Source organism: Jatrophihabitans sp. (genome assembly GCF_046262535.1).
Taxonomy (GTDB): Bacteria; Actinomycetota; Actinomycetes; order Mycobacteriales; family Jatrophihabitantaceae; genus Jatrophihabitans.
Genome location: NZ_JBHEMO010000069.1, coordinates 15,524 through 36,626, shown reverse-complemented (window position 1 = coordinate 36,626; position 21,103 = coordinate 15,524). Strand labels below are relative to the sequence as shown.

Here is a 21,103-nt window from a genome sequence, read left to right as displayed (position 1 = left end):
GGTCCACTCGCACGTCGTCCGCCTGCCAGACTGTCGGCATGCGCGACCATCCGCCCGAATGTTGGCTGACCGACATGGACGGCGTCCTCGTCCGCGAGGAACACGCCCTCCCCGGAGCCGCCGAGTTCCTGGGGCGGCTCATCGAGCGCGACCGCCGGTTCCTCGTCATCACCAACAACTCGATCTTCACTCCGCGCGACCTGTCCGCGCGGTTGGCCCGCTCCGGCCTGCTGATCCCGGAGGAGTCCATCTGGACGTCGGCGCTGGCCACCGCCACCTTCCTCGCCGACCAGCTGCCGGGCGGCTCGGCCTACGTCATCGGCGAGGCCGGCATGACCACCGCGCTGCACGAGGTCGGTTACACCCTCACCGACCGGGACCCCGACTTCGTCGTGCTGGGCGAGACGCGCACGTACTCGTTCGAAGCGATCACGCGGGCGATCCGGCTGATCGAGAAGGGCGCCCGGTTCATCGCCACCAACCCCGACGTCACCGGGCCGTCCGAAGAGGGCCCGCTGCCGGCGACCGGCTCGGTGGCCGCGCTGATCACCCGCGCGACTGGTCGCGACCCGTATTTCGTCGGCAAGCCGAACCCGATGATGCTGCGCAGCGCGATGAACAAGATCGAGGCCCACTCCGAGAACACCGTCATGGTGGGCGATCGGATGGACACCGACGTCGTCGCCGGCATCGAGGCCGGTCTCGACACGATCCTGGTCCTCACCGGTTCGACCACGCGCACGCAGATCGAGCGCTTTCCCTGGCGACCGGGACGGGTGCTCGACTCGATCGCCGACGCGATCGAAATCGTTTGACCGCTCGCCCGGCGCGCGCAGCGAAGATTTCTGTCGGTGGCCGCCCCTACCCTTGATCGCATGGGCGAACTCGGGGCACATCGTGGCTGACGTCATCCGCGCCGAAGGGCTGGTGAAGACCTACGGCGGCCTGCGGGCGCTGGACGGTCTCGATCTGGCCGTTCCGGAGGGCACGGTGCTCGGGCTGCTCGGGCCGAACGGTGCGGGCAAGACCACGGCGGTCCGCATCCTCACCACCCTGCTGCCGCCCGACGGTGGGACCGCCACGGTCGCCGGCCTCGATGTCCGGCGGGAGGCGCCTCAGGTCCGGGCCCGCATCGGGCTGTCCGGGCAGTACGCCGCGGTCGACGAGTACCTCACCGGCTACGAGAACCTCGACATGATCGGCCGGCTCTACGGGCTTGGGCGCACCCGGGCCCGGGCTCGGGCCCGCGAACTGCTCGACCGGTTCACGCTGGCCGACGCCGGCGACCGGCCGGTGAAGACGTACTCCGGCGGTATGCGGCGCCGCCTCGACCTCGCGGGGGCGCTCGTCGCCGCGCCGCCGGTCCTGTTCCTCGACGAGCCGACCACCGGGCTCGACCCGCGCAGCCGCACCGACATGTGGGAGGTGATCGTCGAGCTGGTCAAGACCGGCACCACCCTGCTGCTCACGACGCAGTACCTCGAAGAAGCGGACCGGCTCGCCGACCGCATCGTGGTGATCGACCACGGCCGTTCCATCGCCGAGGGCACGGCCGACGAGCTGAAGGACCAGGTCGGCGGCGAGCGGGTCGAGATCGTGGTCGCCACCCAGGGCGACATCGACACCGCCCGCACAGTCCTGGCCCAACTGGCCGAGGGCGACGTCGTCGAGGTCGACCAGCACACCCGGCGCCTGACGGCGCCGGTCACCGGCGGTGCCGCGACACTGACCGAGGCGCTGCGGCGCCTCGACGCCGCCGACGTCGCATTGCAGGACGTCGCCCTGCGCCGCCCGACGCTCGACGACGTCTTCCTCACCCTCACCGGGCACCGCAGCGAAGACGACCCGCCGGCCCAGGAGCCCGAGCCGATGCTGGCGGAGGCGACCCGATGACCGCGCTCAGCGAGCAGCGCCCCGAGGTGGCCACCGGAGGACTGGCCAAGGCGCTCACCGACGGCGCCATCGTCGCCAAACGTAATCTGATCAAGATCAAGCGGGTACCCGACCTGCTGGTGTTCTCGACGATCTCGCCGATCATGTTCATCCTGCTGTTCGCCTATGTCTTCGGCAGCGCGATCTCCGCCGGGCCGGGCATCGGCTACCGCGAGTTCCTGATCCCGGGCATCTTCGTCCAGACGGTCATCTTCGGCGCCACGATCACCGGCGCCGGGCTGGCCGACGACATGCAGAAGGGCATCATCGACCGGTTCCGTTCGCTGCCGATGTCGCGCTCGGCGGTGCTCGTCGGCCGCACGACGAGCGACGTCCTGAACAACATCCTGGTCGTCACGATCATGTCGCTCACCGGGCTGCTGGTGGGTTGGCGGATCCGCTCATCCGTGGCCGAGGCCATCGGTGGTTTCCTGCTGCTGCTCGCGTTCGCCTACGCGTTCTCCTGGATCATGGCCTTGGTCGGGTTGCTCGTGCCGAGCCCCGAGGTGGTGAACAACGCCTCGTTCATCGTCATCTTCCCGCTCACCTTCGTGGCCAACACGTTCGTGCCGACGAACCACTTCGCGTCCGGGCTCAAGGTGGTCGCCAACTGGAATCCGGTGTCGGCGGTGGCCCAGGCCAGCCGCCAACTATTCGGCAACACGGGCACGGCGCCGCTGCTCCGACCATCCCTGGTCGCTGCACCACCCGATCATCTACACGCTGATCTGGATCGTTGCGCTGCTGATCGTCTTCATCCCGTTGTCGGTCCGCCAGTACAAGCGGGCGGCCGGGCACTGACCGGTCGCGCGCTGCATCAGATGCGCGGAACCACCACCCGGATCGCATCGGGCAGGGCCCGGAACTCGGCCGGCAGCTCGCCGATCACCTCGCCGTCGAGGGCGATGTCCTGACCCGGTGCCGAGCGCACGGTCAGCGACTTGACCCGCATCGCGTGCACGCCGTGCACCGGCCGGTGCCGTCCGACGGCGGCGTCGGCGACGGCAAGCACGAGCCGGGCGAGCGACAACGGCTCGACGGCAATCACGTCGAGCAAGCCGTCGGTCATGCTGGCCCCGGGTACGCGGAACCCGAGCAGGCCTCCGAAGACCGGCGCGTTGCTCACCGACAGATGCACGGCCGGCACGGTGCGCTGCTCGCCGTCGTACTCGAGCGTGCACTCGAATGCCTCATAGGACCGCAATGCGCGGGCGGCGGCGATCGGATAGGTCAGCCCACCGAGCTGATCGCGTACGGTGCCGTCCGTCGCCATGCTGGCGAACTCGACGTTCAACCCGGCGGTCGCCGCGTTGAGGAAGGTCTGCGCGGTTCCAGGACCCACCTTCACCGACGCGGCGTCGACCCTGGTGACCCGGCCCTCGACGATGGCCCGCGCCGCCTCAACCGCATTCGGGGGGATCCCGAGCGAGCGGGCGACGTCGTTCGAAGTCCCGAGCGGGACGATCGCCAACAGGGCGTCGGACTCGGCGATCGCGTTGACGGCCATGCAGACCGTCCCGTCCCCGCCCGCAGCGATCACCAGCGGCAGGTTCGCTCCGCCACCCTTGACCAGCTCGGTCAGGCGCTCGACGTTCTCGATGTCGATGACCTCGTCCACCCGCCGGCCCGCGTCCTCGAGGGTCTTGCGGGCGGCGTCGAAGTCGTCGGCCGAGCCGGACTTCTCGCTGGTGAGGAAGACGACGTGGTCCGGGATCGGCCGATCCAGCGTCGGCGACTCGGGGTGGTGCACCGAGCGGGCGCGGATGCGCTTCGCGATTCGCGCTCCGAGCAGGCCCGACGCGACACCGATGCTCGCCCCGACGGCGACGTCGCTCGGGAAGTGGACGCCGGTGTGCACCCGCGAGTACGCGACGCTGGCGGCCATCGGAACGACGACCGGACCCGCCACCGGCATCGCCGAGGTCACCCCGGTCGCGAAAGCGAAGGCCGAGGCGGAGTGCCCGGACGGGAACGAGAACGTCCGCGGCAACGGCAGCAGCGGCGCAGCCGAACCGATGAAGTCGGTGGCCGGTCGCTCACGCTGCCAGGCGAACTTCAACGGCCCGTTGACGAGCGTCGCGGCGATGCCGATGCCCATCAGTCCGCTGGCCGCCGCGGTGCGCGGACGTCGCCGACCGGTGGCGGTGAGCACGCCGGCGACCGCGACCCAGAGCATGGACCGGTTTGCCGCGCCACTGGCCGTGGTCATGATCCGGTCGCGGACCGGCGAGCGGCCGCGGATCGCCGCGGCCAGCAGCTGCCGGTCTAGCCGGCCGAGCCGACGGCGGGTGTTCAACCGCCGGCGGGCGCGCTGCAGCTCTCGGCGGGTGCTCACCGGGCAACCGGCAGGAACGGCGTCATCGCACGCGGATTCTTCAAGGCACCCTCACTCACAGCTTTGTCCAGCGGTACCCCCGCTAGTACCCGCTTGACGGGCACTTCGCACTTCTTGCCGTTCAGCGTCCGCGGCACCTCAGCGATGGCGGTGATCTCGTCGGGGACGTGCCGGGGCGAGAGCTGGGTGCGGATCGCGGTGCGGATCGCGTCGCGGGCGTCGTCCAGAGACTCTCCGTCGGCGAGGACGACGTAGAGCAGCAACCGACCCTCCACCCCTGCGGCCGACGTGTCGATCACGAGGGAGTCGTCCACGCCGGGCAGTTCCTCCACCACGCGGTAGAACTCGGCCGTGCCCATGCGCACCCCGCCGCGGTTGAGGGTGGAGTCCGAGCGTCCGTAGATGACACACGAACCGTCCGGATCGATCTTGATCCAGTCGCCGTGCCGCCACACGCCGGGGAAGGTCTCGTGGTACGCCTCCCGCATCCGCGCGCCGTCGGGGTCGTTCCAGAACCCGACCGGCATGGACGGCATGGGTTCGGTGAGCACGAGCTCGCCCACCGTCCCGATCACCGGCACACCGTGCTCGTCGTAGGCTTCAACGGCGCAGCCGAGCATCCGGCACGGGATGACACCAGCGCGGACCGGCAGGGTGGGCGCTCCCCCGACGAACGCCGTGCACACGTCCGTTCCACCGGACAGCGACGAGAGCATGACGTCGGGCTTCACGGCCTGATAGACCCACGCGAAGCCTTCGGGCGAGAGCGGCGCACCCGTGGAACCCACCGACCGCAGAGCGGCGAGATTCAGCGAGCCCGGCTGCAGCTCCGCCTTCATGCACGCCTGCAGGTACGGCGCGGAGACCCCGAAGGCAGTGATCCGCTGCCGCTCGGCGAGGCGCCAGAGCGCGTCCGGTTCCGGGTACATGGGGTTGCCGTCGAAGAGGACGACCGCCGACCCGACCGTGAGGCCGGACACGAGCAGGTTCCACATCATCCAGCCAGTTGTGCTGAACCAGAAGAACCGGTCGCCCCGGCCGAGATCGAGATGCAGCGCCAGCTGCTTCATGTGTTCGAGCAGGATGCCGCCCTGGCCGTGGATGATCGGCTTGGGCAGGCCGGTGGTGCCCGAGGAGTAGAGGATCCACATCGGCGCGTCGAAGGGCACCGGCTCGAAGGCCAACTCGCCCGCAGAGGCGAGCAGCTCGGCCCAGGCCCGCGCGCCGGGCAAGGTAGCGGCCTCGTCCAGGTAGGGCACGAGAACGGTTGCCCGCAGGGTGGGCAGCTCGGCGCGGAGCGCCTCGACGGTCGAGCGGATGTCGAAGCCCTTGCCGCCGTAGCGGTATCCGTCGACGGTGACGAGGACGACGGGCTCGATCTGGGTGAAGCGGTCGGCAATGGCCCGGGCGCCGAAGTCGGGCGAGCACGACGACCAGACGCCGCCGAGCGAGGTCGTGGCCAGCATGGCGATCAGGGCGACGGGCGAGTTGGGGACGAGTGCGGCGACGCGATCACCGCGGCCAACGCCGGCGGCCGCCAGTGCGGTGCGGACCGAGGCCACCTGGGTCCGAAGCTCGGCCCAGGTCAGCGTCTCTTCGAGCCCGTCCTCCCGCGTGAACAACACGGCGACGTCGTCGGGGTCGACGTCGCACGGCGGGTACAGCGCGTGCTCGGCGTAATTGAGCGTTCCGCCGGGGAACCACCGGGCGCCGGGCATCGACGCGTCGGCCAAGGCGGCAGTCGGCGGGCTGTGCCAGCGGACGCCGAACCACTGCGCCAATTCGCCCCAGAAGGCGTTGAGGTCGCCGACCGACCACTGCCACAGCTCGCCGTAGCCGACGAACGCGCGTCCCCGCCTGCCGAGCCACGTGGCGAACTCGGTGAGCCGGGCACTCTGGATCCTCGCCGGGGACGGTTCCCAGAGCGGTTCCCCTTCGGCGGTCATGCCCCCGAACCTATCGAGTTGTCCGTGCGTCCCCACGCAATGACGTGGGGAGGCACGGACAACTCCGAGCGGGACGTCAGGCGGTCGCGACCAGGCCGAGCTCGGCCGGTGAGGCCAGCAGCTCGTTTTTCGGCAGCACCCGCACCGTGTAACCGAAGGCACCGGTCCGCTCGAGCGGGACGTCCCCCTCGTACCGGTCGGTGCCGTCCCCGTTGGCCACCGGGTGCAGCGACACCGTCGAGATGTCGGTCAGCCGGTCGTCGGCCGCGGCCCGTCCGTACACCGCCTCGACGACCACGTCGTCGGGCGAAAGGCCGCCCAGCGCGATCTCGGCCCGCAGCGTCAAGGACTCCCCGACTTGCGCGACGCCGCCGCCGGACAGTTGCGAGTCGACGTGCAGGACGGCGACGCCGGGCCACCGGGCCTCGACCTCGCGCCGCCACGTCGCCAGCGTGCGCGCGGCCGCGAACTCGTCGGCCACCATCCGCGCCGCCGAGGACGCCGCCGGCGCGTAGAGGCGTCGCACGTACTCGCTGACCATCCGGGTGGCGAGCACCTTCGGGCCCAGCGATTTCAGCGTGTGCCGCACCATCTGCACCCACCGGGTGGGGACGCCGCCCCGCTGCCGGTCGTAGAACCGGGGCGCGACGTTCTTCTCGATCAGGTCGTACAGCGCGTGCGCTTCGAGGTCGTCGCGCCGGTCATGGTCGGTCAGCCCCTCGGCGGACGGGATGGCCCACCCGTTCTCCCCGTCGAACCACTCGTCCCACCACCCGTCCCGGATGGACAGGTTGAGGGCACCGTTGAGGGCCGCCTTCATGCCGGACGTGCCGCAGGCCTCGAGCGGACGCAGCGGGTTGTTCAGCCAGACGTCCACGCCCCAGTACAGGTAGCGGGCCATGCCGATGTCGTAGTCGGGCAGGAACGTGATGCGGTGTCGCACCTCGGGGTCGTCGGCGAACTGCACCATCTGGGCGATCAGCTGCTTGCCGCCGTCGTCGGCCGGGTGGCTCTTGCCGGCGATCACGATCTGAACCGGGTGTTCGGGATCCAGCAGCAGCGCACGCAGCCGTTCCGGGTCGCGCAGCATCAGCGTGAGCCGTTTGTAGGACGGCACCCGGCGGGCGAAGCCGATCGTCAGCACGTTCGGGTCGAACGCCGACGACGTCCAGCCCAGCTCCGCCTCGCTGAACCCGCGCACCAGGTTGGACTGGCGCATGCGCCGCCGGATCTCGTCCACCAGCCGAGCCCGCAGCAGGTTGCGCACCCGCCACAGCTCCGCGTCGCCGACCTTGTCGATCGCCTCCCAGCCGCCGCCTTCGTCGAGCACGGCCGACCCGACCTCGCGCTCGGCGATCTCGAGGATCTCCCGGGCCATCCAGGTCGGCGCGTGTACGCCGTTGGTGACCGACGTGATCGGCACCTCGGAGGTGTCGAACCCGGGCCAGAGGTCGGCGAACATCTCGCGGCTGACCTCGCCGTGCAGGAGCGACACGCCGTTGGCGCGCTGGCCGAGGCGCAGCCCCATGTGCGCCATGTTGAAGATGGTCGGGTCCTCTTCGGCGCCCAGGTCGAGGATGCGCTCGGCCGGCAGCGGGCTCATGCCCGTCAGGTGCGCCGCCACGAGCGTCCGGTCGAAGCGGTCGATGCCGGCGGGCACCGGCGTGTGCGTGGTGAAGACGGTGCCGGCCCGGACGGCCTGCAGGGCCGCGTCGAAATCGAGGCCGTCGCCCTCGACGATCTCGCGGATCCGCTCGACGCCGAGGAATCCGGCGTGCCCCTCGTTGGTGTGGAACACCGTGGGGGCGGGTGTGCCGGTGGCCGCGCAGTACGCCCGGATGGCCCGGACGCCGCCCACGCCGAGCAGCAGCTCCTGCTCGAGCCGGTGCTCCTTGCCGCCGCCGTAGAGCCGGTCGGTGACCTGACGCGCGTCGGCGTCATTCTCCTCGATGTCGCTGTCGAGCAGCAGCAGCGGGACCCGGCCGACTTGCGCCACCCAGATCTGGGCGTGCAGCGTCCGCGATTCGGGCAGCGCGATCGCGACCCGGGCCGGCGTTCCGTCGGCGGTCTCGAGAATGCTGATGGGCAGGCCCTGCGGATCGAGCGCCGGGTACTGCTCGAGCTGCCAGCCGTCGCGCGACAGCGTCTGGCGGAAGTAACCCGATCCGTACAGCAGCCCCACGCCGATGATTGGGACGCCGAGGTCACTGGCCGCCTTGAGGTGGTCCCCGGCCAGGATCCCGAGGCCGCCGGAGTACTGCGGGAGCACCTCGGTGATGCCGAACTCCGGGCTGAAGTAGCCGATGGACTCGGGCAGGGTCGACTTCTGCGCCTCCCGCTGGTACCAGCGCGGCTGGGTCAGGTAGTCGGTCAGGTCGTCGTGGATGTCGTCGAGCCGCCGGACGAACTTGCGGTCGCGGCCGAGCTGGGCGTAGCGCTCCGCGCTGACCTCGCCGAGCATCCGCTCGGGGTCGTGACCGCACTCGCCCCAGAGGTCGGGGTCGACGGCTTCCAGCAGGTCGAGTGATTCGGCGTGCCAGGACCAGCGCAGGTTGGCGACGATGTCGCCCAGTCGCACCAATTCGTCAGGAAATGCGGCGCGGACAGTGAGTCGTCGAAGTGCTTTCACGTGTGCGGACGCTAGCAGTTCCGTAAGGGCTTACGGCAGCCGCGCAGACGACTTACCGCAGGCAGCCGGCCCAACCGCGGTGCCGTCGAAGCCGGGCGGTCGCATTGGGAGGTTCGACACGACCTGGGTAACGTCGGTTGGGTGGTAGGACGATTCGGACTGACCGACATCTCTCCCCTCGTCGGCTCGACCGCGACACCCGAGTTCGCGGCGCGGGCAGTGGTCGGCGAGGCCGTGCCCGTCTCGGCGAGGGTGTTCCGCGAGGGCCACGACGCCGTCGCGGCGAGCGTGGTGCTGCGCGACGCGGCCGGGCGCAAGGCCGCCGTGGCGCGGATGCGCCCCGGCGCGGTCGGCACCGATCAATGGCACGCGGAGGTCGTGCCCGACCGTCCCGGCCCATGGTCGTTCGCGGTCGAGGCGTGGAGCGACCCGATGGCGACGTGGCATCACGCTGTCACCGCCAAGATCGACGCCGGACAGGGCAGCGACGACCTGGCCAACGACTTCGAGAGCGGCGCGCGGCTGTTCGACCAGCTCGGCCGCACGCTGCCCAAGGCGGACCGGCCGCGCGCGGTGGCGGCGGCCCGGGCGCTGCGGGACACGACGCTTGATGTCGCCCACCGCGTCGGACCGGCGCTGGACGACTACCTGCAGCGACTCGCGTTCGACAACCCCGTGCGCGAACTGGTGACGTCATCGCCGCGATATCCGCTGTGGGTGGACCGGCCGCGCGCGCTGTTCGGATCGTGGTACGAGTTCTTCCCCCGCTCGATCGGCGCCGAGCTCGCCGGCGACCCGGTCTCCCCCGCCCGACCGGTGCGGCACGGCACGTTCAAGGACTCGACCGAGCACCTCGACTACGTCGCCTCGCTCGGTTTCGACGTGGTCTACCTGCCGCCGATCCACCCGATCGGTCAGGTGAACCGCAAGGGGCCGAACAACACCCTCGTCGCCGCGAGTTGGGACGTCGGATCGCCCTGGGCGATCGGCTCGGCCGACGGCGGTCACGACGCGATCCATCCCGAGCTCGGGACGATGGCCGACTTCACCGCGTTCGTCCGCCGCGCCCGCGAGCTCGACATGGAGGTCGCCCTGGACTTCGCGCTGCAGTGCGCGCCCGACCACCCCTGGGTCACGTCGCACCCCGAGTGGTTCACCACCAAGCCCGACGGCACGATCGCCTACGCGGAGAATCCGCCGAAGAAGTACCAGGACATCTACCCGCTCAACTTCGACAACGACCCGAAGGGTCTGTACACCGAGTGCCTGCGCATCATCCAGCACTGGATCGCCACCGGAGTGCGGATCTTCCGGGTCGACAACCCGCACACCAAGCCGCTCAACTTCTGGCAGTGGCTCATCGCCGAGGTCAAGAAGACCGATCCGGACGCGCTGTTTCTGGCCGAGGCCTTCACCCGTCCCGCGATGATGCACGAGCTGGCCAAGATCGGCTTCCACCAGAGCTACACGTACTTCACCTGGCGCACCAGCAAGGAGGAGATCGAGACCTACGTCGGCGAGCTGGCCGGCACCGCGCACTACATGCATCCGAACTTCTTCGTGAATACGCCCGACATCCTGCACGAGTACCTGCAGAACGGCGGGCCGGGTGCATTCTCGATCCGAGCCGTCCTGGCGGCAACCACGTCGCCGTCGTGGGGCGTGTACTCCGGCTACGAGCTGTACGAACACCTTCCGGTCCGCCCGGGCAGTGAGGAGTACCTCGACTCGGAGAAGTACCAGCTGCGCCCCCGGGACTTCAGCGGCGCCATCGCCGACGGTCGGTCGCTGGCCCCGCTGGTCGGCAAACTGAATCGCATCCGCCGCGAGCACCTGGCGCTGCAACAGCTGCGCAACGTCCACTTCCACCACGTCGACAACCCCGACATCACGGCGTTCAGCAAGCGCGACGCGGCGACCGGCGACACCATCCTGGTCGTGTGCACGGTCAACCCGCACGAATGGCGCGAGGCCACGGTGTCGGTCGACCTCGAGACGCTCGGCGTCGAATGGGGCGGCGCGTTCCGCGTGCGCGACCTGTTGACGGGCGACGAGTACGACTGGGGCGAGCACAACTACGTCCGGCTCGATCCCCTGACCCGCCCGGCCCACATCTTCTCCGTGCTGCCCAGCTGAATCCGGCGTCGACTTCCGGCGCTGGGCGCGGTGTGTGATGCTGAGAAGGCATGGACCCCCCCGCGACGAGAGCGAGGGATCCGATGGACCGAGCCGCTTGATTGGCCGAGCAGCAACGCGCCGCCGAACGCGATTTCGACACGAGCTACGCACCCACCTACGACGCCGATGACGCGCCGATGGACGAGACACACCGCCGCTTCGTGCAAGGCCTACTGGGTCGCTGCCCGCGCGGAGGTCGGGTGCTGGACGCCGCATGTGGAACGGGCAAGTACTTCGGGGTCGTCCTGGCGGCAGACTTCGCCGTGAGCGGAGTCGACCGATCCGCGGGCATGCTGGCCCGGGCCGCCGCAAAGTTCCCGTCCGTTGCGCGGCAGAAGGCAGGCCGGCAGGATCTCCCCTTCGCGGGCGAGTTCGACGCCGTCATGTGCGTGGACGCGATGGAATACATGCCTCCCGAGCAATGGCCGGTGGTGCTCGAGCGGCTGGTTGGCGCCGCGCGTCCCGGCGGCAGCATCTACCTGACGGTGGAGCGCACGGATCCGGCCGGGCTTGCCCTCTCCTACGCCGAAGCCCGCGACCAGGGCCTGCCCATGGCGACGGGCGAGCAGATCCGTCGCGGCGAGTATCACTACTACCCGGAACTGGCCCAGGTCAGGACGTGGCTCCAGGACGCGGGGCTGAACGGGCTCGTCGAAGCGCACTCGCCGGGCGAGCAGCACAGTTACAGCTATCAGCACTTTCTCGGCATCGTCGGGTCCCGCCCGCCGCTTGCCGCCGCCCGCTCCTCGTTCAGGCTCGCGACGACCTGGGTAGGCCGTACGGAGTGACCGAGCGAACCTGTTCGCGCTTCGCACACCAGCTCCGTCTGCTGCTAGGAATGGAAGGTGACGATCTCGTCCCCGATGTCTGGTCCGACAACTGGTGTGCTGCACGAACCCGATTGGTTCAAGCGCGCCGTCTTCTACGAGGTCCTCGTCCGCGGATTCCAGGACTCCAACGGCGACGGCACCGGCGACTTACGCGGACTGCAGGAACGGCTGGACTACCTGCAGTGGCTCGGCATCGACTGCCTGTGGCTGCCGCCGTTCTATTCGTCCCCGTTGCGCGACGGTGGTTACGACGTCAGCGACTTCACCGGTGTGCTGCCCGAGTTCGGCACGGTCGACGATTTCAAAGCGTTCCTCGACGCGGCGCACGAACGCGGCATCCGCGTGATCATCGACTTCGTCATGAACCACACGTCCGACCAGCACCCGTGGTTCCAGGCCAGCCGGTCCGACCCCGACGGCCCCTACGGCGACTTCTACGTCTGGAACGACGACGACCGCCGCTATCCTGAGGCGCGCATCATCTTCGTCGACACCGAGCCGTCGAACTGGACGTTCGACCCGGTGCGTAAGCAGTACTACTGGCACCGCTTCTTCAGCCACCAGCCCGACCTGAACTTCGACTCGACCGGTGTGCAGCAGGCGATCCTCGAGGCGCTGCGCTTCTGGCTCGATCTAGGCATCGACGGTTTCCGGTTGGACGCGGTCCCCTACCTCTATGTTCGCGACGGCACGAACGGTGAGAACCTGCCGGAGACGCACGAATTCCTGAAGCGGGTGCGCAAGGAGGTCGACCGCGACTACCCCGACCGGGTGCTGCTGTGCGAGGCGAACCAGTGGCCGGGGGACGTCGTGGAGTACTTCGGCGATCCGTCCGTCGGCGGCGACGAGTGCCACATGGCCTTCCACTTCCCGGTCATGCCGCGCATCTTCATGGCCGTCCGGCGCGAGAGCCGTTACCCGATCTCGGAGATCATGGCGCAGACCCCGCCGATCCCCGACAACTGCCAATGGGGCATCTTCCTGCGCAACCACGACGAGCTGACGCTCGAGATGGTCACCGACGAAGAGCGCGACTACATGTGGTCGGAATACGCGCGCGACCCGCGGATGAAGGCCAACATCGGGATCCGGCGCCGGCTCGCGCCCCTGCTCGAGAACGACATCAATCAGATCGAGCTGTTCACCGCACTGCTGCTGTCGTTGCCGGGATCGCCCGTCCTCTACTACGGCGACGAGATCGGCATGGGTGACAACATCTGGCTCGGTGACCGCGACGGCGTGCGCACCCCCATGCAGTGGACGCCCGACCGCAACGCCGGCTTCTCCACCTGCGAGCCGGGCCGTCTGTACCTGCCCGTCAACATCGACTCGGTCTACGGCTACCAGGTGACCAACGTCGAGTCGCAGACGCGCAACACGTCCTCGCTGCTGCACTGGACGCGCCGGATGATCCAGCTGCGCAAGTCCAACCCGGCGTTCGGCATCGGCACGTTCACCGACATCGGCGGCAGCAACCCCTCGGTCCTGAGCTTCGTCCGCGAATTCGGCGACGACATCGTGCTGTGCGTCAACAACCTGTCCCGCTTCCCGCAGGCCGCCGAGCTCGACCTTCGGCCGTGGCAAGGCGCGCAACCCATCGAGCTGCTCGGCGGCGGTCATTTCCCGATGATCGGCGAGCTGCCGTACTTGCTGACCCTGGCCGGGCACGGCTTCTACTGGCTGCGCATCCCGCGCGTGCCACATCCGACCGGCGAGCCGGCGGCGGAGAGCGATATCTGATGATGAAACCCGAGAAGATCGGCCCGCTGATCGAGGCGTGGATGCCGGCCCAACGCTGGTTCGCCGGCAAGGGCCGCAACGCCGACGTCACCGTCACGCCGCTGACCGAGCTCGTGGCCGATCCGCCGGTCACCATCTGGACCGCCCACGTCGACTACACCGACGGCGGCACCGAGACCTACCAGATTCCGCTCGTGGCCCGGGCTCACCCGGTCGACTCGCTGGAGCACGTCCTCGTGGGCACCGTCGAAGGCGACGACGGACCGGTATGGATCTACGACGCCCTGCACGACAAGGACGTCACGCCCGCGTGGCTCGTCGGCATGCGCGACGAGGCGCATGACGGCCCGCTGCACTTCCTGCGCTACGCCGAATCGCCCGACGACATCCCCGTCGACCTCCCCAGCCTCGTGATGACCGGTGAGCAGTCGAACACATCGATGGTGTTCGGTGACGTCGCAATCATGAAGGTCTTCCGCCGGCTGCAGCCCGGGATCAACCCCGACATCGAGGTGCAGGGCGAGCTGAGCAAGCTGGGCGCGAAGCACATCGCCCGGCTCCTCGGGGCGGTCGAGGCCGAGGTCGACGGGGTTTCCTCGTCGCTGGCGATGCTGCAGGAGTTCATGACGAGCGGAACCGACGGCTGGGAGCTCGCGAAGACCAGCGTTCGTGACCTGATGGCCGAGGCTGACCTGCACGCCGAGGAGGCCGGCGGCGACTTCGCCGGCGAGGCCGAGCGCCTCGGCGAGGCCGTCGCGGCCGTGCACGCCGACCTGGCTGTCGCCTTCGGCGTGCGGGAGGCCGACGCCGACGAGCTGCAGCGCCGGTCGCGCGACATGGCCGAGCGCCTCGACAGGGCGCTGGCGATCGTGCCGGAGCTGGGCGATGTCGCCGACGGGCTGCGGCGGATCTTCGCCGAAGTCGCGACCCTGGCCGGCTCCGTCACCACGCAACGCATCCACGGCGACCTGCACCTCGGGCAGGCGCTGCGCACCGTCCACCGGTGGGTGCTGATCGACTTCGAGGGCGAACCGATGGCCGCCATGTCCGAGCGCCGCGCCTTCGACTCACCGCTGCGCGACGTCGCCGGGATGATGCGCTCCTTCGAGTACGCCGGGCACCACCGGGTGATCGAGATCGGGCACGACCCGCAGCTGTCCTATCGCGCGGACGAATGGTCCGCGCGCAATCGCGACGCGTTCTGCATCGGCTACGCCTCGGGGGCCGGCGCCGACCCACGTACCCACAGTGTGCTGTTGCGCGCCTTCGAAGCCGACAAGGCGGTGTACGAGGCCGTCTACGAGGCGCGCAACCGGCCGGCCTGGCTGCCCATCCCGCTCGCGTCGCTTACCCGACTCTCGTCTGGAGAACAATCGTGACGACCATTGTTGCCCGCGACGAACTCGACCGCCTGGTGTCCGGCGCCCACCACAACCCGCACGGCGTGCTGGGTGCGCACCCGCGACCGGACGGTACGACCGTCATCCGTACCCTGCGTCCCGAGGCGGCCACCGCGTCGGTCGTGGCCGGCCGCACGCGAACGCCTATGCAGCGCGTACACGACGGCGGTGTCTTCGAGGGGTTGGTCGAGGGGCCGCCGTCCGACTACCGCATCGAGGTCAGCTACGGCGACCAGACGCACCGCGTGGACGACCCCTACCGGTGGCTGCCGACCCTCGGCGAGGTCGACCTGCACCTGATCGGCGAAGGCCGCCACGAGAACCTGTGGAAGGCGCTGGGCGCCCACGTCCGCACCTACGACACCCCCGGGGGCCCGGTCACCGGGACGTCCTTCGCCGTGTGGGCACCCAACGCCCGCGGCGTGCGGCTGATCGGTGACTTCGACTACTGGGACGGCCGTGCCCTGCCGATGCGCGCGCTCGGGTCGAGCGGCGTGTGGGAGATCTTCGTCCCCGACGTCGGCGACGGCTGCCGATACAAGTTCCAGATCCTCGGCGCCGACAACGTGTGGCGCGATAAGGCCGACCCGATGGCTTTCGGCACCGAGACGCCGCCGGCGACCGCCTCGGTGGTGACGACGTCGCGCTACGAGTGGAGCGACGACGAGTGGATCACCGGCCGCGCCGCTACGCACTGGCACAAGGCGCCCATGTCGATCTACGAGGTCCACATCGGCTCCTGGAAGATGGGGCTGTCCTACCGCCAGCTCGCCGAAGAGCTCGTCGATTACGTCGTCGACGCCGGCTTCACCCACGTCGAGTTCCTGCCGGTCGCCGAGCACCCGTTCGGCGGATCGTGGGGTTATCAGGTCTCGTCCTACTACGCGCCGTCGGCCCGCTTCGGCAGCCCGGACGACTTCCGCTACCTCGTTGACAAGCTGCACCAGGCCGGCATCGGGGTGATCGTCGACTGGGTCCCCGCACACTTCCCGAAGGACGCGTTCGCACTCGGCCGCTTCGACGGCACCGCGCTCTACGAGCACGGCGACCCGCGGCGCGGTGAGCAGCCGGACTGGGGCACCTTCGTCTTCAACTTCGGCCGCTCCGAGGTGCGCAACTTTCTCGTCGCGAACGCCCTCTACTGGCTGGAGGAGTACCACATCGACGGGCTGCGGGTCGACGCCGTCGCCTCGATGCTCTACCTCGACTACTCGCGGAAGGACGGCGAGTGGGAGCCCAACATCCACGGCGGCCGGGAGAACCTCGAGGCCGTGGCCTTCCTTCAGGAGATGAACGCGACCGTTGACAAGCGCGTCCCCGGCGCGATCACCATCGCCGAGGAGTCGACATCCTGGCCCGGCGTCACGCGGGCCACGCACCTCGGCGGTCTCGGGTTCGGCTTCAAGTGGGACATGGGATGGATGCACGACACGCTCAGCTACATCTCGCATCCGCCGATCTACCGGCAGTACCACCACAACGAACTCACCTTCTCGATGATGTACGCCTATACCGAGAACTTCGTGATGCCGCTGTCGCACGACGAGGTCGTCCACGGCAAGGGCTCGCTGCTGAACAAGATCCCCGGCGACCGGTGGCAGCAGATGGCGACGCTGCGCGCGCTGTATGCCTACATGTGGGCGCACCCGGGCAAGCAGTTGCTGTTCATGGGCCAGGAGTTCGGGCAGGGCGGGGAATGGGCCGAGTCGCGCTCGCTCGACTGGTGGCTGCTCGACGACCCGGGGCACCGTGGCGTGGCCCGGCTGATCGCCGACCTCAACGCGACGTACAAGACGACGCCGGCCCTGTGGTCGCGCGACACCCTCGAGACCGGCTTCCACTGGATCGACGCCAACGACGCGTCCGGGAACGTGTACTCGTTCCTGCGCTTCGGTGACGACAGCTCGGTCATCGCGTGCATCGCCAACTTCGCCTCGGTGCCCCACGAGGCCTACCGCCTCGGGCTGCCCTTCCCCGGACGTTGGGACGAAGTGCTGAACACCGACGCCGACGTGTACTTCGGCTCCGGCGTCGGCAATTTCGGCGGCGTCGAGGCGCGCGACGAGATGTGGCACGGGCAGCCGGCGTCCGCGTCGGTCCGGGTGCCGCCCCTGGGCGCCATCTGGCTGCGCTACGCCGGCTGACCTTGTGATTGAGCTCCGCCTGCGGGGCGAAAGTCCCGGTTCGCGCTGCCGATGTGCCCGATTCGCCCCGCTCGGTCCGACTCGACCGCCGAAACGGGTGTAGCTTCGCGTGGCTCAGGTTGCCCCCGTGCCTGTAGCTACCACTGACAACGGATGGTGCTCATGGCACGCATGCGAGCTACTCGAGCTTGGGTCTCCGCGCTGGTCCTCACCCTGGGCCTGGCGACGGCAACCATCGCCGGCCCCGGCCCAGCGGCCGCGACCACGCCGAGCCCGGCCACTGCCGCCTACGACGCGCAACAGGTGTTCGCGCTGATCAACACCGAGCGGCACGCGCACGGCTTGGCCGCGCTGCGGTGGAACACCCGGCTGAGCGCGGCGGCGCACAGCCACAACCTGCTGATGGCGAAGTACAACACCCTGTCCCACCAGCTTCCCGGCGAACTGTCCTTCGGCGCCCGCATCACTGCCGCCGGCTACAGCTGGCGCGCGATCGGCGAGAACTGCGCGTGGACGTCCAATTGGAGCCTCGCCGGCGTCCTCGCGGCGCACAACGGCATGTACAACGAGGTCGCGCCGAACGACCCGCACCGGCGCAACATCCTGAGCACCACATTGCGCGACGTCGGCATCGACATCGTCATGGACGCCGTTCACCTCAAGGCCTGGATCACCGAGGACTTCGCCGCTCCGGCCTGAGCGGCGAAGTCCTCGCCGCGTCAACCGATGTAGGAGCGGAAGTAGTCGAACACCGAGGTCTTCCGGTCACCGGTCTGCCGGCCCTGGGAGACCAAACCGACCTTCAGCTGGGCGTCGCCCGGCAGCGTCCACACGCCGCCGTGGACCCAGTGGCCGCCCTCGCGCATCGTCCACGCCCGCAACTCGTGTTCGCCGCGCGCCGCGTTGTAGTGGTGGACGATGCGCAGGTAGGTGGTGGCCCCCGGCGGGCCGACGATCGTCCCGCCGTTCGAGGTACGTCCTGCGTAGATCATCTCCTTGCCGAACTCGATCTGCCGCGTGTTCCAGATTGCGACGTTGTCGAGTCGGGTGAACAGGTCGTCGTTGACGTACACGAGGAGCCCGCCCTGCTGGTAGTTCAGGATCTCGTCGGTCCCGGTGTCCAGCGTCAGCTTCGTCTCGATGGCCCAATCGCCCTGCTGGCTCGGGGGGTCGCGCAACAGCAGACCCGCGGTGCTCGGCGCACAGCCGGGCAAGGTGTTGCACCCGTTCAGGTCGGAGTCCTCGACCGGCCAGACCAGATTGCCGCCCGTCACCGTCAGAGGTTGGGTGTTGCGGTCGACGAAGGTCCAGCCGGAGTTCCACGTCGCGCCGTCGAACTCGTCGCTCGCGGCTGGGTCGAGTGTGGTCGGGAAAGAGTGCGTCGCGAGCTGGGTGACCGGCGTGTACGCCTTCAGCACGCTGAGGTTGTCCACGTCCGCACCGGGCTTGCGCGCGACCGCACCGGCCTGGACCGAGTCGCCCAGGCCTCGTCGCAACTGCAGGCGAAGGGTCGCGAGCGGGTCACCGAGACGGGCGTTGGTCAGCTCCGCGTAGACAGAGTTCCCGCGCAGCTCGACGGCCAGGGAATGCCACGCGCTCGGGTTGAAGTTGGCCGGCAAGGGCGCGGTGACCGCGCCACCGGGACCGCCGGTCACCTGCGCCCGCAGTTGCCAGCGCGCGTCGCTGGAGGCGACCCAGACCTGCAGCCGCGGCCGGTCATGTCGGCTCCCGAGGGTGATGCCGGCCGAGCCGCGGACGTCGGCCTCAGCCCGGAGCTGGTGGGCATCCGGTGCCGTCGCGGTCAGGGTGGACTGGTTGCGCAGCGCGTGGGCGTACCGGCCGGACTGCGGGTCCTGCGGGTAACTCCACACCCCGGTGGGCCGGAACGCGCCGGTGCCGTCGTCGAAGCGGGTGAACGTCGCGCCGCCGCTGACCGGGCCGGTTTGCGGAGTGTCGCTGGGTCCGTGGTCGGCGCGGACGTAGGGCCAGCCGTTCACCCAGTCCAGCCGGTCCATCAGCATCGGCCGCTCATTGATGCCGTCGGTGCCGTTGAGGTACGGATCGTTGCGGTTGATGGCGTGGTAGACGATCCAGTCCTGGCCGGACAGGTCGGTGGCGATCGCGTTGTGCCCAGCCCCGATCCAGACGTTGCCGTTCTGGTTCAGCGTCGGAGTGCCACCGGCCCGCGACGCTAGCAGCGACACCCCGTCGCGGTCGATGTACGGGCCGCGCAGATCCTTCGAGCGCCCCACCTGCACGCTGTAGCCCGTGGTCGGCCCGGCGCAGCAGTTCGCCGTGGAGGCGAAGAAGTACCAGTAGCCCCCTCGTCGCACGACGTAGGAACCCTCGAACTTGTTGTCGATCGCGACCATGGTCGGGTCCCCGACCGCGGTCCGGCCGTCGTCGGTCAGCCTGGTCACCCAGACGCCGCCGTAGTACGACCCGTAGAACATCCATTGCGAGCCGTCGGTGTCGGTGACGACGGCGGGGTCGAAGGTCCACTTGAAGTTGTCGCCGGGACCGCCGCGCCGCGGCCCCAGGACCGGGCCACCCGAGTCGGTCCACGGGCCGACGGGGGTGGGCGCCGTCGCCATGCCGATGGCGTTGTCGCCGCCGTCCGGGGTCACTTTCGTCTCGGTCACGACGTAGTACAGCCGGTACTGGCCGTTGACGTAGCGGATGTCGGGCCCCCACAGCCCGGCGTTGTCCTCGGCCCAGCTCGGGAAGTTGCTGCCCGGGCCGGGATCGGCGAAGGCGTCTCCGGCGAACTTCCAGGTCACGAGGTCCGACGATCGTGCGATCGGGATCCGGTGCGGGACGTAGCCGTTCTCGGCCGCGCAGCCCGGGTCGGTGTTCTGCTGCTCGCACAGCGGATCGGAGGTGCCGTAGGAGTACCAGTAGCCGTCCTTGCCCCGGATGATCGACGGATCGGCGAAGGTGTCGGCGGGGATGGTCTTCGAGACCGGGTTGACGTAGGTCGCCGTGGTCGCCGCGGCGACGCTCGACTGCGCCGGACCGGCCAGGGTCGCGCCGACGAGCGCGGCGAGCGCTATCACTACGAGCCAACCGGACCTGCGTCCGCGGAGATGTTGCATCGCACGACCCCAATCGACGTTGACTGGCGCTGGCGTACCCAAGTTGAGGGGTTGTGACACGGGTCTCGTCGAGAAAATTTCCAACGATGGAGAAATCGCCCGGACGGGGCCCTAGGCGGCGCGGTCGGAGATGACGGCCAGCCGGCCGGCAACGATCCGGTGGACGGCCGGATCGGTTGCCATGCCGGTGTGGCTCGAGTCGACCTCTACCAGCTCGGCGGCCGGGTCGAGGCAGGTCTGCCAGTCGATGATCGCGTCGAAGCGGGTGTAGACGGACGTGAACGCGACGTCGCTGGGGAATGGCGCCATCAGCTCCGCCGCGACCCGGTCGGCGCACTCGCCGGTCACGCAGTCCTCGGCGATCACGGCCCGCAGGCCGCGGCGGTTGAGCCGGAACAACAGCTCGAGTTGCTTGCGCACGTGGGCCGCGATGCTCAACGTCCCGGTGACCGGCGCGCTGAGCACGACGATGCCGGCGACGAGGTCGGGGCGTCGGATCGCGGCCAGCTTGACGATCATTCCGCCCCGGCTGTGCCCCACGAGCGTGACGGGCCGGCCCTCCTCGGCCGCCACCCGCTCGATTCGGCGGATGAGCCGTTCGACCATGGCGTCGGTACAGCCGAGGTTCGCTCCGATCTCACTGCGGAAGGTCCGGTGGCCGGCCCGCCGAAGCGTGCGGGCCAGCATCGCGAGGGAGACGTCGCCGGAGATGAACCCGGGCACCAGGATCACCGGAACCGGCGACCCGCCGGGGGGTTGGCGAACGGCCCGCCCGAACAGCCGCACAAGGCCTCGGTACGCCCGTAGCTCCGCCTGCCTCGCCGCGGCGTCGGGCACGTAGTCAGTGACCGGGCCAAGAGTCATGACGCCTCCC

Annotated in this window: 13 protein-coding genes and 1 pseudogene; 9 read left to right on the top strand and 5 right to left on the bottom strand. The window is 69.4% G+C overall.

From position 1 onward, the window contains the following. Positions 1–38 precede the first annotated feature (38 nt). From ABR571_RS09875 to ABR571_RS09865, 3 genes and pseudogenes are all read left to right on the top strand, one after another. Complete coding sequence (locus tag ABR571_RS09875; protein WP_409453022.1) at positions 39–815, top strand: HAD-IIA family hydrolase; 777 nt, start codon at positions 39–41, stop codon at positions 813–815. Between the two features lie 82 nt (positions 816–897). Further along, on the top strand, positions 898–1,893 hold the full coding sequence (locus tag ABR571_RS09870; RefSeq protein ID WP_409453021.1) for an ATP-binding cassette domain-containing protein: 996 nt from the start codon (positions 898–900) through the stop codon (positions 1,891–1,893). Beyond that, positions 1,890–2,733: pseudogene (locus tag ABR571_RS09865) on the top strand (ABC transporter permease). Before ABR571_RS09870 ends, ABR571_RS09865 begins: the two are co-directional and overlap by 4 nt. 16 nt (positions 2,734–2,749) lie before the next feature. On the opposite strand, the gene ABR571_RS09860 reads toward ABR571_RS09865, so the two are convergent. From ABR571_RS09860 to glgP, 3 genes are all read right to left on the bottom strand, one after another. Beyond that, positions 2,750–4,267, bottom strand: a complete 1,518-nt coding sequence (locus tag ABR571_RS09860; RefSeq protein WP_409453020.1) for a bifunctional phosphatase PAP2/diacylglycerol kinase family protein — start codon at positions 4,265–4,267, stop codon at positions 2,750–2,752. After that, complete coding sequence (locus ABR571_RS09855; protein WP_409453019.1) at positions 4,264–6,213, bottom strand: acetoacetate--CoA ligase; 1,950 nt, start codon at positions 6,211–6,213, stop codon at positions 4,264–4,266. Before ABR571_RS09855 ends, ABR571_RS09860 begins: the two co-directional genes overlap by 4 nt. A 76-nt stretch (positions 6,214–6,289) precedes the next feature. Further along, positions 6,290–8,842: an alpha-glucan family phosphorylase gene (gene glgP / locus ABR571_RS09850; protein ID WP_409453018.1), complete on the bottom strand. Its 2,553-nt coding sequence runs from the start codon at positions 8,840–8,842 to the stop codon at positions 6,290–6,292. A gap of 141 nt (positions 8,843–8,983) precedes the next feature. Here glgP and ABR571_RS09845 point away from each other — a divergent pair, with 141 nt between their 5' ends. The 6 genes from ABR571_RS09845 (at position 8,984) to ABR571_RS09820 (ending at position 17,833) form a co-directional block, all read left to right on the top strand. Continuing rightward, positions 8,984–10,978 (top strand): alpha-1,4-glucan--maltose-1-phosphate maltosyltransferase, encoded by a 1,995-nt coding sequence (locus tag ABR571_RS09845; RefSeq protein ID WP_409453017.1) that lies wholly within the window; start codon positions 8,984–8,986, stop codon positions 10,976–10,978. 101 nt (positions 10,979–11,079) lie between these two features. Continuing rightward, positions 11,080–11,808 carry a class I SAM-dependent methyltransferase gene (locus tag ABR571_RS09840; protein WP_409453016.1) on the top strand — a complete coding sequence of 243 codons (729 nt, stop codon included), beginning with the start codon at positions 11,080–11,082 and terminating at the stop codon, positions 11,806–11,808. A 75-nt stretch (positions 11,809–11,883) separates the two neighbouring features. Next, the gene (treS, locus tag ABR571_RS09835) at positions 11,884–13,590 is read left to right on the top strand and encodes a maltose alpha-D-glucosyltransferase (protein WP_409453038.1); all 1,707 of its coding nucleotides are present in this window, start codon (positions 11,884–11,886) and stop codon (positions 13,588–13,590) included. Further along, entirely contained in the window at positions 13,590–14,969 is a 1,380-nt protein-coding gene (locus ABR571_RS09830; RefSeq protein ID WP_409453015.1) for a maltokinase N-terminal cap-like domain-containing protein, read from the top strand. The genes treS and ABR571_RS09830 overlap by 1 nt, the downstream gene beginning before the upstream one ends. Continuing rightward, positions 14,966–17,134, top strand: coding sequence for a 1,4-alpha-glucan branching protein GlgB (glgB, locus tag ABR571_RS09825; RefSeq protein WP_409453014.1), 2,169 nt, complete (start codon positions 14,966–14,968; stop codon positions 17,132–17,134). The genes ABR571_RS09830 and glgB overlap by 4 nt, the downstream gene beginning before the upstream one ends. Positions 17,135–17,296: 162 nt before the next feature. Then, positions 17,297–17,833: a CAP domain-containing protein gene (locus ABR571_RS09820; RefSeq protein WP_409453013.1), complete on the top strand. Its 537-nt coding sequence runs from the start codon at positions 17,297–17,299 to the stop codon at positions 17,831–17,833. A 20-nt stretch (positions 17,834–17,853) separates the two neighbouring features. On the opposite strand, the gene ABR571_RS09815 is transcribed toward ABR571_RS09820, so the two are convergent. Both ABR571_RS09815 and ABR571_RS09810 read right to left on the bottom strand, forming a co-directional pair. Then, positions 17,854–20,190 (bottom strand): family 43 glycosylhydrolase, encoded by a 2,337-nt coding sequence (locus ABR571_RS09815; RefSeq protein ID WP_409453012.1) that lies wholly within the window; start codon positions 20,188–20,190, stop codon positions 17,854–17,856. Positions 20,191–20,340: 150 nt separating this feature from the next. Continuing rightward, positions 20,341–21,093 (bottom strand): esterase/lipase family protein, encoded by a 753-nt coding sequence (locus tag ABR571_RS09810; protein WP_409453011.1) that lies wholly within the window; start codon positions 21,091–21,093, stop codon positions 20,341–20,343. Positions 21,094–21,103 lie beyond the last annotated feature (10 nt).

What these genes read in the sequence shown, in the direction of transcription:
- ABR571_RS09875 (WP_409453022.1), top strand. Translation starts at nt 39, where the DNA reads ATGCGCGACCATCCGCCCGAATGTTGGCTGACCGACATGGACGGCGTC.
- ABR571_RS09855 (WP_409453019.1), bottom strand. Translation starts at nt 6,213, where the DNA reads ATGACCGCCGAAGGGGAACCGCTCTGGGAACCGTCCCCGGCGAGGATC.
- treS (WP_409453038.1), top strand. Translation starts at nt 11,884, where the DNA reads ATGTCTGGTCCGACAACTGGTGTGCTGCACGAACCCGATTGGTTCAAG.
- ABR571_RS09830 (WP_409453015.1), top strand. Translation starts at nt 13,590, where the DNA reads ATGATGAAACCCGAGAAGATCGGCCCGCTGATCGAGGCGTGGATGCCG.
- ABR571_RS09820 (WP_409453013.1), top strand. Translation starts at nt 17,297, where the DNA reads ATGGCACGCATGCGAGCTACTCGAGCTTGGGTCTCCGCGCTGGTCCTC.
- ABR571_RS09810 (WP_409453011.1), bottom strand. Translation starts at nt 21,093, where the DNA reads ATGACTCTTGGCCCGGTCACTGACTACGTGCCCGACGCCGCGGCGAGG.